Source organism: Lactococcus sp. UBA7128 (genome assembly GCF_002492185.1).
Lineage (GTDB): Bacteria > Bacillota > Bacilli > Lactobacillales > Streptococcaceae > Lactococcus > Lactococcus muris.
This window is the reverse complement of the sequence record NZ_DKXK01000021.1, coordinates 16,446-28,388: the sequence shown is the minus strand read 5'-3', so window position 1 is coordinate 28,388 and position 11,943 is coordinate 16,446. Positions and strand designations below refer to the sequence as shown.

Genomic DNA, 11,943 nt, shown 5'->3' with positions numbered 1-11,943 from the left:
GTAATAGACAAGAACGGAGACTACTTCACATTCCTCCATATGGTGCTTATTGGATGCTTCGTACTCCCGGAACACCGGGACATGGCTGGCTCGTCTCTATGGGAGGCTGGATAGGTGGTGACTTACCTGATACATGGGGGGACCTGGTGGCGGTGCTCGTCCCGCTCTCATCATCAACCAATAAAACGAAAGAAAAACGTTCATCCGATAAAATGAACGTTTTTATGTTAAATTAATCTTTCTTACCAAACAAAGCAGAAGCGACAAGAACGACGATGACCGCACCAACGATAGAAGGAATCAAAGCCATCCCTGCCAAATGCGGGCCCCAGCTTCCTAAAAGCATTTGTCCAACAAAGGAGCCGAGAAGGCCTGCGACAATATTTGCGATACAGCCCATTTTTGAGCCTTTTGATGTAATTGCTCCGGCAGCCATACCAATCAGAGCCCCAACGATAAGTGACCAAATCATAAAATAATCTCCTTTTTAAATAAATATTCTTATCTTATTTTAACATAAATTTTATTTTGTTTAAAATTTTTGCTTTCCGGAAAGATAATTCTGTTCTCTTTAGCTCAGTTTTGCTAAAATAAAGAGTAAGGAGGATAAAAATGTACGACTTTTATGAATATCCAAAATGCTCGACTTGTCGCAAGGCAAAAGCAACTTTAGAGCGCTTAGGAATTGACTATAATGCTATTGATATTAAGCTGAATCCACCCAAAGCTGAGCAATTTGAAAAATGGTTTGCAGATGTTCCTGTTAAAAAATTTTTCAACACAAGTGGTCTGGTTTATCGTGAGATGGGCCTAAAAGATAAGTTAGCAGACTTGACAGAACATGAAGCAGCAGAACTCTTAGCCTCAAATGGGATGCTGGTTAAACGCCCGCTGATTGTTAAAGAGGGCAACATTGTCTTGATTGGCTTCAAGGAAGAGGCTTATCAAGAGCTGGCTCAATAAGAATAAAAAAGCACGAGTGCGTGCTTTTTTAAATGTTAATTTCTAAAACGATGGGCACATGGTCTTGACGTGCGCCAGAATCCAAAGGTTCTGCTCGTGTAATCTTATCGGCTAAGCGGTCAGAAACAAGCCAATAGTCAATTCTCCATCCGGAGTTATTGATTTTTGCTGTGCGAGAACGTTGGGCGAACCATGTATAAATACTCCGTCCCGGTGCGTAATAACTTTCCACATTGCCATGAATTTTACGGAAGCTATCTGTAAAACCAGCAGCTAATAAGAGACCGAATTTTTCGCGTTCTTGGTCTGTAAAACCAGCAGAATTACGGTTTCCTTTAGGATTTGCAAGGTCTATTTCGGTGTAAGCTGCATTGAAGTCTCCACAGGCAAAGACAGGCTTTTGACTGTCCAACAGTTGCAAGTAGGCGCGATACTGATCGTCCCACTGTCCACGGAGGTCTAAACGATTAAGGGCATCACCTGCATTGGGTGTGTAGACTGTCGTGACGAAAAAATCAGGAAATTCAAGCGTGATGATACGACCTTCGCTATCCATGGGTTCTGGCGCTCCAATTTCCGGCATAGTTATAACTGGCTCAGGCAAGCTTTTCTTATACAGGAACAGCGTCCCCGAGTACCCTTTACGTGCAGGTGGTGTACTGATGCGGTGAACAATTTCATAGTCTGGGAAGTGGCTGCCTAAAACTTCAAGTACCTTGTTTGTTTTTTTGAGGTCACCGTTGAGTTTCGTTTCTTGAATGGCGATAACATCTGCTTTAGATGCAGCAAGCTGTTCGACCACAGCCATTGATAGAGCTGCACGATTACTTGTTCCAGTCAAGGCTGCGTTCAGCGAATCGATATTCCATGAGATAAATTTGTAAGTCATAATCAAATCCTTTTAGCTTTATTAAGTTAATTATAACATACCTTATTGATTGATAATCTCAAAGGAAAACGGGATAGGAAGTATGATGGAGAGAAAAACTCTTAAATACTATTTAGAATAAGAATTCCTTGAAAAGGATATGCTATAATAAAAACAAGGCTTTTTTCAATGCACAATTGGAAAAATACTAATCAAGTGGCTTTCATTAAGCCACGAATTAGGAGAAAAAATGACTGAAAACAAAAACTTTTACATCACAACGCCAATTTATTATCCTTCAGGGAAATTACATCTCGGTTCAAGCTACACAACAATCGCTTGTGACGTTCTTGCACGTTACAAACGTTTGATGGGCTTTGATACCTTTTATTTAACAGGCCTTGATGAACACGGCATGAAAATTCAACGTAAGGCTGAAGAGTTGGGCATGACACCCAAAGAATATTTGGACCCAATGGCGGAAGATGTTAAAGAACTGTGGAAAATGTTGGACATTTCTTATGACAAATTTATCCGCACAACAGACAACTATCATGAAGAAGCCGTTCAAAAGGCTTTTGAGCAATTTTTGGCACAAGACGATATTTATTTGGATAAATATGCGGGTTGGTATTCCGTTTCTGATGAAGAATTCTTTACAGAAGCACAGTTGGAAGAAGTTTATCGTGATGCAGACGGTAAAGTCATCGGGGGTAAAGCGCCATCAGGTCACGAAGTAGAATGGGTCGAAGAAGAATCTTACTTCTTCCGTATGAGTAAGTATGCGGACTGGCTTTTAAGTTATTATGAATCACATCCAGATTTCATCCAACCTGAGATTCGTAAAAATGAAATGATAAATAATTTCATCAAACCGGGCTTGGAAGACTTGGCTGTGAGCCGTACAACCTTCACTTGGGGTATTCCTGTGAAGTCTAATCCGAAACACGTGGTTTATGTTTGGCTTGATGCATTGCTTAACTATGTGACTGCTTTAGGCTATGGTTCAGAGGATACTAGCAAACTGGATAAATTCTGGCCAGGTGTGAACATGGTTGGTAAAGAAATCGTCCGTTTTCACACCATCTACTGGCCGATCATGCTTCATGCTTTGGGTATGCAACCCCCTAAACAAGTCTTCGGTCATGGCTGGTTGGTGATGAAAGACGGGAAAATGTCGAAATCTAAAGGAAATGTTGTTTACCCTGATATGTTGGTGAATCGCTATGGTTTAGACCCTGTACGTTATTACCTCATGCGCGCCTTGCCTTTTGGTTCTGACGGCGTCTTCTCACCAGAAGATTTTATTGACCGTATCAACTATGACTTGGCAAATGACCTCGGGAACTTGCTCAATCGTACAGTTGCTATGGTCAACAAATACAATGGCGGCGTTCTGGTTAAAAATGACGCTTCAACGGAATTTGACGCTGCCTTGGAAACAGTCCTCGCTGAAACTCTGGAAAAATACCACACAGCTATGGATAAGTTTGAGTTCAATGTCGCTTTGAGTGAAGTCTGGGTTCTTATCTCTCGGACGAACAAATACATCGATGAAACAGCCCCTTGGATTCTTGCTAAATCAGAAGAGGACAAGGATAAGCTTAATAATGTACTTTATCATTTAGCAGAAAATCTTCGTGTTGTCGCTGCGCTCTTGCAGCCTTTCATGCGTGCGACAAGTAAGAAAATTTTTGCACAACTCGGCCTAACAGAGGAAGAGTTCTCCTTAGAAGATTTAGCTTTCGGTTACGAATTTACGCATAAAGTTGTAGAAAAAGGTGAACCTGTCTTCCCTCGCTTGGATAAGGAAGAAGAAGTGGAATACATCAAGTTACAGATGGCTGGTGGAAAGCTTCCTGAAAAAGAATGGGTACCAGAGGATGTTAAACTTAATCTCACTTTACCAGAAATTAAGTTTAATGACTTTGAAAAGATTGAGTTGAAAGTTGCTGAAGTTTTGGAAGTCAGCCGTGTGGAAGGTTCAGATCGTCTGCTTCGCTTCAAGTTAGATGCAGGTGATGAAGAACCACGCCAAATCTTGTCAGGAATTGCAGAGTTTTATCCCAACGAACAAGAATTTGTCGGTAAAAAACTGCAAATCGTGGCCAACTTAAAACCACGTAAAATGATGAAAAAATATGTCAGTCAAGGGATGATTCTCTCGGCTGAATTTGATGGCAAGTTGCGCGTGCTCGAAGCACCTGCGGATGTACCTGCTGGATCATTAATCGGATAATAAAAATCCAGAAATGTTTGAGATTTCAAGAGAGTGCAAACTATATTCGTACAGTTTTTATGCGAGAGCAAGCATTCAAAAAGTTACTGCCCTTATCAATTTTGAAGAATTACTGTTGATGATTATCCTATTTTTCATCAAATGGTTAACTGAGAAATTGAGGTAAGGCTTTTTGTGCTAGCTAAAAGCGATTATCGAAAATGATTTTAATGGATTGCTGTCATAACATTAGATAGATAATGAGTAATATTTTTTAGGGATAAAGAGATGAAAAAGAACAAAAAAGGGTTAATGTTTAGTCTTTTATCAGTTTTAATGCTTGTTTTAATCTTAACTATTGGAGGGAAAGTGTACATGAGCAATAAAGAAAGTGAAAATATAGCGAACCAAAGAACTGCGGCTCTTGCTTTTAAGGAGATACAACCGGGAATTGAGGAAATTAAGTTCGATGAAGCAGGAAGCTACTCAGGTGCAGGTGTTTGGTCAGTTGGTGCTACTGTTCTTATTGATGGTCAAACATATAAAGAAATTTTGGTTAAAGAAGGTATAGGGGGTGGAGAACCATTACCTGGACCAGATAAAAACGTTCCAACAAATACACCAATTAAAGTTACATATAGCAATGGGAAGGAGGAAGTGTTGGAATGACAACACCCAAGCAGTATTCTGTTATTGATTCAAAGGTTTATGATACAGATAAAGTAAAAAGTTCGAATGCTTTAAGGAGCGGGGATAAATTTTATGAAGATCCTAATGATAAATCCAGTCAACAATATCAAATTTTAAATACTGTGGATACAAACGACCAACACAACAGTCAGGGCTACGAAAAAAACGGCTTTCAAGGTATGGCTGTTGCGCCGATTGTGAATGGAGAACCCGATTACAATCATGTGATTATTGCTTTTGCAGGGACAAATGCGACAGATTGGCATTTGAATGATTTAAGTGCGGATTTGTCAAATGTTGTATTAGGGTTTGAAAAAGACGGCACATTGGAATCTCAGTTCACCAGTGCCCAACAGTTTTACAAGGAGATGGTAAAGGAATATGGGGCCAGTAATATTGAAGCTGTCACAGGCCATTCTTTAGGTGGTGCTTTGGCTCAAAAGGTAGCAGCAACCAACCATGTCCCCGCAGTTACCTTTTCCACCGCAGGAGTAGGTAAGCAATTAACAGAAGCAGAAAAAGCATGGATAAATGGCAAAGGGAAAAAATTTGTTTTGAACTTCATGCATAAGGGGGACCAAATTTCCTCATGGACACATGCTTCAGATTATGGCACAGCGATTTATGCGGGAGATTTTGGAGATGGAACTTTGTTCTCCGGACATTTTCTTGAGTCTTATCACTTTGGTGAAGATGGGTCATTGAAGGACAATGAAGGGAGAATATGGACAATTACAGATAAAGGGGTCTTGAGTGACGGTATTGAACTTATTCAAAAAAGTTTCAAATCTCAAATGAAGCTCTTGGAAGATTTAAAGGTCCGATTTACTGCGAGTGGAGGAGGCTTATCTTCTGGAGAAAAAATCTATTTAGATGCTGCACAAGCTCTTGCTATTATTTCGACAGCTGGTGCAGAATTTAATCTAGCCATGTTGAATGTTATTAAAAATTATCAAGAGGGGATTAAAAAAGCGGAAGAACTTTGGAAAAAGACACGAGATGAAGCTATACAAATGGGGACTCAATTGGAAAAATGGGAAGTCTATGAAGCTCTTGAAAGTGTAGGTTTTACCGAATATAATGTTGTGGGCGTGCCTCGGCAACAATACCAGATGAAAATTGATAAAATCCGAGAAATGAGTGAGCATTTTACAAACCTTGAGCGTGAAATTAAGGCTAAAATTTCAGAAATAGTGGCTCGTGATGCGGAACTGGCCCAAGAGTTGAAAGGGTGAAAGAAAATATTTTGCTTACAGAAGAAACTTTCCAATCCATATTTTAAGAAGCCAAGGAAATGTTACAGAAGCTTATCAGTTCTCGTGTTATCCTCTTACTCAATTGTCGGAAGAAATAGAAGAAGCAGAACATAACTTCAATCAAAACTATATAAATCTCAATACAAAGGATGAAACATGGATACTATTGATGAAATTATAAAAAATGCGCAAAAGGAAATACAAAAAATAAAAATTCGGTCGAAAGGTTTGGACAGTTTAGTGAATGGCGGTGAACAGCGCATGAAAATTCAAAAAAATTCTGAGTTGGAAGCTGAACAAGCGAAACAGTCACTTTCTAAGAATTCAGCTGCCTTGCAAAAATCCATCAAGGGTAATTTTGCTGATAAGCTAACAGAAACGTTTGAAAAACAAAAACAAACTTTGGAGAACATTTAAAACGATAGTATAGACAAGGTCTTGAGACTTTGTCTTTTTCTCTTCACCAAAGCTATAAGGACATGTTCAAAAAACTAATGATTTTTACGTCATCATCATGCTTTCTATGATTTGTTCACTTCCTTTTGCGCTTCTGAAACAGGTTGTCTCAGCTTGGACTTTGTTTTGCCTATTAAAATATCCCTGTGCAGAGTGGCCTTGAAGATATTCGCAACGCGCAAGTTCAGCTCCATAATGTCCATCGCTGCTTTCTAGGCGTAACTCTGGTGCAACAAGAAAACAGCCTCTGATTTTGGGGCTGTTTGTCTATAGTCGGAGAGGATGGGGTAAAAGTCGGCATTTGTGAAAACTGTAAGGGTAAAATCGCTCAACCCGAGCCTTTTTCTCAGATTCTATTTTTATTTATTTTCTACGTTTTCCCATTTGTTTCAGAACTGCATTGAAGAACTTGATGTAAAGTTTCGGATGGGCACGCGCTGTATGCACCATCAAACGATCTGTGAAAGTATTATAATAACGTGGCTTCGGTTTTTGAGCTGTGGCTGCTTTATAGAAAACTTGGGCCAGATCCGCAGAAGTAGCAGAACTACCAAAGTTACCACTAAGTGCTGCACGCACAGTTTGTACTAATGGTTGGTAAGGACTATTTGGATGAAGATTTTTTTCAGCATTTTCCATAGCAATAGAACTCCAGTTGGAAGCAGTTCCGCCGGGTTGCACGACGATAGAACGAATGCCAAAAGCTTTGACCTCTGTATCTAGCACATCTGACCATTGTTGCAGCGCAGCTTTTGTGGCATGATAAAAGGCACCCAGCGGCATGTACACATCACCACCGATACTAGAAATATTAACAATTCGTCCAAAAGCTTGTTGACGCATGATGGGCAGAACCAGCTGTGTCAATTCCACAGCACCAAAGAAATTCGTCTCAAATTGTTTACGGACATTCTCCATCGGAATCTCTTCAACCGGACCATATTCGCCATATCCCGCGTTATTGACAAGAACATCAATGCGCCCTGTCTGGGCAGTGACGTGTTGGATGAAGGCATGGTTGCTCTTGCTATCGGTCACATCTAATTTGAGGGCAATAATGCCATCGTCAGTTGGAATCTTTTCAACACGACGGGCGCCTGCATAAACCTGCCAACCACGTTGGGCAAAAGTTTTCGCGGCTTCATATCCCATGCCATTTGAAGCCCCGGTAATAATAACGACTTTTTCGCGATTTTCTGTATTTTTCATAGATTCATTCTAGTTAAAACGCAGTCCATTGTCAAGATAGAATTAAAAAATGACAAAAGAAATGACAAATGTTAAAATTAAAGCATTCATAACATGAGTATAGAGAGGGAGGAAATAAAGTATGACATTTGAGGAAATTCTTCCAGAACTTAAAGCTGGTAAAAAAATAGTACGTACGGGTTGGGGAGGAGCAGAAAACTATGTTGCCCTTTATGACAGCATTGTACTTGATAACGGCGAACAACTACAGGTTACACCTTACTTCCTAATTAACGTAGCAGGAGAAGGAGAAGGTTTTAGTATGTGGGCACCTACGCCTTGTGATGTATTAGCAACAGACTGGATTTTAGTCAATGACTGAACAAAAATTTAAGAGAAAAAAGGTTCTAGTCACTGGGGCTGCTAGCGGCATCGGTCAAGCACAGGCGCAAGCCTTTTTGCAAGCAGGAGCAGAAGTAATCGGTGTTGACTTACAAGAATTTACAGCGGACTTCAAAACCATAGTCTGTGACGTTTCCTGCCCTGAAAAGGTAGCACAATTGGCCGCACATGTAGGTGAGATTGATATTTTACTCAATACAGCAGGGCAGTTAGATGACTATCGGGCGATAGAAAACACGGACTTTTCGCTTTGGAAAAAAATTCTAGCAACAAATCTTGACAGCATGTTTCTCATGACTTCCGCCTTTTTACCTCACATGAAACAGAAAAAGTCTGGTGTAGTTATCAATATGGCTTCTGTTGCAGGTTTAGTTGCCGGTGGTGGAGGAATTGCCTATACTGCAAGTAAGCATGCTATTGTTGGTTTTACAAAGCAATTGGCTTTAGATGAAGCACAGCATGGTATCCAAGTTGCAGGGATAGCCCCAGGAGCTATTGATACACCGATGAATGCCAAGGATTTCACTGAAAATAATGGCGAAATGGCAAAATGGGTGGCAGAAGAAACTCCAGCAAAACGCTGGGCAAAGCCTAAGGAAGTCGCAGAACTGACTCTTTTTTTAGCCAGTCCAGAAAGTTCATATTTGACAGGTGCAGTCGTTCCCATCGATGGGGGCTGGACGATAAAGTAAGGAAACTGTGTCAAAAAATTTCAACAAAAAGCTTACGGCGTCTTCAAAACGCCGTGCTTTTTTACTTTGGCTAAGACCTGCAAATTTTTGTTTGCAGCTTTCTTTTGGACAAGCTGCTTTCACTGTGTCCAGAGCTGTTAAATAGGGAGTAATCCTAAATAAGGGCTTTTCCATAGTGTTTCATTCGTCAAAAGACTGGCAGGATACTTGCCTGAATGTTATACTTATTATCCTAAAAGCTAGTTCAACCATGTCGAAAATCTCAATTTTTAGAAAAAATTATGTTCAGGAGTCTGTCAGGATTTAAAAAGAAAACACGGCTTTTCATTATAAGGTAAAACTGTTATAATATAAAAGTTGCGAAAGTTCAGCAACCCTCAGGACTTTTAACCTTTGCCTGAGCATATTACAGGCGGATTTTAGCCGCTAAAGGAGAAAAAATTGAAAAAATCTACCGTTTATGACATGGTTGCGATTGCCATTGTCGCTGCGCTTTATGTTGTTCTTACAATGACACCCCCTCTCAATGCCATCTCTTATGGTCCTGTACAGTTTAGGATATCAGAGATGCTTAATTTTACAGCTTTCTTTAATAAGAAATATATTCTGGCTGTAACCATTGGGTGTATGATTTCAAACTTCCTCAGTTTTACTTGGATTGATGTCCTTGTTGGTGGTTTATCTACTTTAGTTTTCTTGACATTAGGTGTCTTACTTTTTGAACGCTATATGAAACAGTACTTTTTCAGAGGACAGCTCAATAAAGCATTCCTTTATTTCGCTATTTTCTTTTCCCTAAGCATGTTTACCATTGCTCTAGAGTTATATTTCCTCTTTAATTTACCTTTCTTCTGGACTTGGTTCACTTTAGCTCTTGGAGAGTTTATGAGTTTATTTATAGGGGCAATTCTCATGGATAAACTGAGCAAACGTATTGATTTAACACGATAAAAATAGAGAGGTCTAAAAGCCTCTCTGTTTTTAGGTTAGATGAAATTCCAATGTTTAAACGCATTGACAATCCCTTTTTCGGTGTTTTTGCTGCTGACAAAATCGGCAATTTCTTTCAGCTCAGGCACAGCATTTCCCATAGCAGTTCCGTAGTCAGCAGCTTCAAGAAGATGGAGATCATTGCGACCATCCCCGAAAGCATAGGTATTTCCTGTAAAGTTAAGAACTTCCTTGACATGAGTAATCCCAGTTCCTTTATTTGTCGAGATATTGGTGACATCAATAGAAGTTGGTGCATTCATAAAGAAATTAAGCTCAGGAACCTCTGCTTTATAATAATCAACTTGAGAAAGTTTGTCTGTGAGCAGTAGGAGCATATTAACTTCCTCAGATTTATAGCCCTCGGGATTAATTTTGGGAAGGGGCATGTGTGTGTAAGCATATGCTGCATGCACAAAAGGTGTATGGCGGTCCACCCAATAACCATCTTTGCCATAAAAAGCGAGTGCCTCATCTTGTTCAAGAGCTAGGGTATGCAATTTTTCGATATTTGTGACTGAAATAGGATCTTTATATATCGTCTTGCTGTCTAAAACAATATACTGACCGTTCATAGCAACAGCGCCAGTAATTCCTGTTTCCTCCATAATTTTGTCAAGTTCAAAATGACCACGACCTGTCGCAATAAAGGGGAGCACACCATTTTTACGTATTTCATGAATGGCATCAACTACCTCTTTGTCTAATTGACTTTGCGCATTAAGCAAAGTCCCGTCGAGGTCAAAAAAGGCCAAAGCCTTGTAAGCGTTTATATTTTCCATAAATCTATTATATCACAATAGATTTTTTAGTGTCGTTGCGGCGGCTACCTGAATCGTCGGAGGGGGGGATAATTGCTGTATAACAAACATGCGACATTTGTTTTTCCTGTGCTTGTATGATAAATTGAATAGGCAAAAATACAAATATTTGTTTGTTTATAATTCATGCCTTGCCAGCGTGTCTTTTTTATTTCTGGGTAAGTTTGTCACTTTCTTTAATCATTTGAATTAGACCCTCCTGAGTAAGACTAGTATGGTTCACACTCACAGTATTCCAGTGGGTTTTATTCATATGATAACCAGGGAAAACGCCAGAAATTTGTCTCGCTTCTTCGCCGTGTTCAGGAGAAAGTTTTAAGTCGATTAATAGTACATTATCTTTTTCAAATATTAAGCAAATTATTTTTTTATTGGATTTTTGTCTAATCGCTGTCCAAAGAATTTTTTCACGCTTATTGTTGTTAAAAGGGTAGTCTTCATATGAGTTTGTTAGTTCCAATACTAGATTGATTAGTTCTTGTCTTTCCATATATCCTCCTTTTATTTGTATTCATTATAACATTTCAGTCGTTAGATATGCCTTACTCAGGTTAGCCAATAAGCTGTGTTCGATGAGAAAAAAGTGATAAAAAAGAAAAAATTTAAACTTCTTATTGGACTTCTATATGAAAATATCTTATAATGGAAAAGAAAAGGAGACGCTTACAATGAAAGAAAATTACAAAAATGTTTTAGTCGCAGTAGATGGATCCGAACAATCCAATCAAGCTATCCAAGAAGCTGTTGAGATTTCTAAGAAAAACCAAGCTTCCTTGCTTGTTGTACATGTGAAGGATGTGGCACAACTCTATGGCAGTGCCTATATTATGCCTACTGTTCTAGAAGAAGCTGAGAAGCAATCGGCAGAGATTTTGGATGAGGCAGGCAAGATTATTGGTGATAAAGTAGAATATAAGACTTTCCAAGTAAGCGGTTCTCCGAAGAAAGAAATCGTTGATTTTGCAGAAGCAAATGATGTTGATCTTATTGTCTTAGGTTCAACGGGTAAAGGTGCGATTGACCGTGTGTTAGTTGGCTCAACAGCAAGCTATGTAGTGAATCACGCACCATGTAATGTCATGGTAGTAAAGTGAGTGAAAGTCTAAACCTGAAGAAGGCTGACTTAAAGGGAAAAACGCTTGATTGGTGCACAGTATGCTCCAGTTGGGCGTTTTTGTTTTTGTGTAAATTTTGCCTAGAAAACAACCTAGTTTTTTTACTCTCATTCTGAATGTTCTTATCTGTCTGTAAGATATGACAACGCAGGAAAAAATTCTGAGGCTGGCTGCTTCTGTGGTATTTTTTAAACTTATGAAAGACTGATTCAAACTCTGCTAACGAGGAATGATTTTCAGTAGTAATTAAAAGGGAACAGTTGACCTTCACGCAAAAATCCAGT

The 11,943-nt window shown here is 39.4% G+C and carries 15 protein-coding genes and 1 riboswitch; of the genes, 10 read left to right on the top strand and 5 right to left on the bottom strand.

Features of this window, described 5'->3' with window-relative positions; all coding sequences use genetic code 11:
• On the top strand, positions 1-236 hold a 236-nt coding region (locus tag B4H39_RS02735), incomplete at its 5' end, for a hypothetical protein (protein WP_286927486.1).
• On the opposite strand, the gene B4H39_RS02730 is transcribed toward B4H39_RS02735, so the two are convergent.
• Complete coding sequence (locus B4H39_RS02730) at positions 233-472, bottom strand: GlsB/YeaQ/YmgE family stress response membrane protein (RefSeq protein WP_202231067.1); 240 nt, start codon at positions 470-472, stop codon at positions 233-235. The two genes, B4H39_RS02735 and B4H39_RS02730, sit on opposite strands and share 4 nt — an antisense overlap.
• 140 nt (positions 473-612) lie before the next feature.
• Here B4H39_RS02730 and B4H39_RS02725 point away from each other — a divergent pair, with 140 nt between their 5' ends.
• Positions 613-963 (top strand): arsenate reductase family protein, encoded by a 351-nt coding sequence (locus tag B4H39_RS02725; RefSeq protein ID WP_251423168.1) that lies wholly within the window; start codon positions 613-615, stop codon positions 961-963.
• Between the two features lie 28 nt (positions 964-991).
• Here B4H39_RS02725 and B4H39_RS02720 read toward each other — a convergent pair whose 3' ends face one another.
• Positions 992-1,852 carry an exodeoxyribonuclease III gene (locus tag B4H39_RS02720; protein WP_251423165.1) on the bottom strand — a complete coding sequence of 287 codons (861 nt, stop codon included), beginning with the start codon at positions 1,850-1,852 and terminating at the stop codon, positions 992-994.
• 229 nt (positions 1,853-2,081) lie between these two features.
• Between B4H39_RS02720 and metG the strand changes: the two genes are divergently transcribed.
• From metG to B4H39_RS02700, 4 genes are all read left to right on the top strand, one after another.
• Complete coding sequence (gene metG, locus B4H39_RS02715; protein WP_251423162.1) at positions 2,082-4,070, top strand: methionine--tRNA ligase; 1,989 nt, start codon at positions 2,082-2,084, stop codon at positions 4,068-4,070.
• Between the two features lie 267 nt (positions 4,071-4,337).
• Positions 4,338-4,718, top strand: a complete 381-nt coding sequence (locus tag B4H39_RS02710) for a hypothetical protein (RefSeq protein ID WP_251423159.1) — start codon at positions 4,338-4,340, stop codon at positions 4,716-4,718.
• Positions 4,715-5,974: a lipase family protein gene (locus B4H39_RS02705; RefSeq protein WP_251423156.1), complete on the top strand. Its 1,260-nt coding sequence runs from the start codon at positions 4,715-4,717 to the stop codon at positions 5,972-5,974. The genes B4H39_RS02710 and B4H39_RS02705 overlap by 4 nt, the downstream gene beginning before the upstream one ends.
• Before the next feature lie 177 nt (positions 5,975-6,151).
• Positions 6,152-6,412: a hypothetical protein gene (locus B4H39_RS02700; protein ID WP_251423153.1), complete on the top strand. Its 261-nt coding sequence runs from the start codon at positions 6,152-6,154 to the stop codon at positions 6,410-6,412.
• A gap of 402 nt (positions 6,413-6,814) precedes the next feature.
• On the opposite strand, the gene B4H39_RS02695 is transcribed toward B4H39_RS02700, so the two are convergent.
• Positions 6,815-7,660, bottom strand: a complete 846-nt coding sequence (locus B4H39_RS02695) for an SDR family NAD(P)-dependent oxidoreductase (protein WP_251423150.1) — start codon at positions 7,658-7,660, stop codon at positions 6,815-6,817.
• 121 nt (positions 7,661-7,781) lie between these two features.
• Between B4H39_RS02695 and B4H39_RS02690 the strand changes: the two genes are divergently transcribed.
• The 3 genes from B4H39_RS02690 (at position 7,782) to B4H39_RS02680 (ending at position 9,684) form a co-directional block, all read left to right on the top strand.
• Complete coding sequence (locus B4H39_RS02690; protein ID WP_251423147.1) at positions 7,782-8,021, top strand: DUF2829 domain-containing protein; 240 nt, start codon at positions 7,782-7,784, stop codon at positions 8,019-8,021.
• Positions 8,014-8,733, top strand: coding sequence for a 3-oxoacyl-ACP reductase (locus B4H39_RS02685; RefSeq protein ID WP_251423144.1), 720 nt, complete (start codon positions 8,014-8,016; stop codon positions 8,731-8,733). The genes B4H39_RS02690 and B4H39_RS02685 overlap by 8 nt, the downstream gene beginning before the upstream one ends.
• A gap of 339 nt (positions 8,734-9,072) precedes the next feature.
• Positions 9,073-9,176, top strand: a riboswitch (PreQ1 riboswitch).
• Positions 9,175-9,684 (top strand): QueT transporter family protein, encoded by a 510-nt coding sequence (locus tag B4H39_RS02680; protein WP_251423141.1) that lies wholly within the window; start codon positions 9,175-9,177, stop codon positions 9,682-9,684. It overlaps the preceding riboswitch by 2 nt.
• 35 nt (positions 9,685-9,719) lie before the next feature.
• Here the strand turns inward: B4H39_RS02680 and B4H39_RS02675 are convergent, their stop codons facing one another.
• Positions 9,720-10,505: a Cof-type HAD-IIB family hydrolase gene (locus tag B4H39_RS02675; RefSeq protein ID WP_251423138.1), complete on the bottom strand. Its 786-nt coding sequence runs from the start codon at positions 10,503-10,505 to the stop codon at positions 9,720-9,722.
• A 187-nt stretch (positions 10,506-10,692) separates the two neighbouring features.
• A complete protein-coding gene (locus B4H39_RS02670) occupies positions 10,693-11,034 on the bottom strand; it encodes an MmcQ/YjbR family DNA-binding protein (protein WP_202231078.1) in 342 nt (113 codons plus the stop codon).
• A gap of 178 nt (positions 11,035-11,212) precedes the next feature.
• Between B4H39_RS02670 and B4H39_RS02665 the strand changes: the two genes are divergently transcribed.
• A complete protein-coding gene (locus tag B4H39_RS02665; RefSeq protein ID WP_251423135.1) occupies positions 11,213-11,638 on the top strand; it encodes a universal stress protein in 426 nt (141 codons plus the stop codon).
• Positions 11,639-11,943 lie beyond the last annotated feature (305 nt).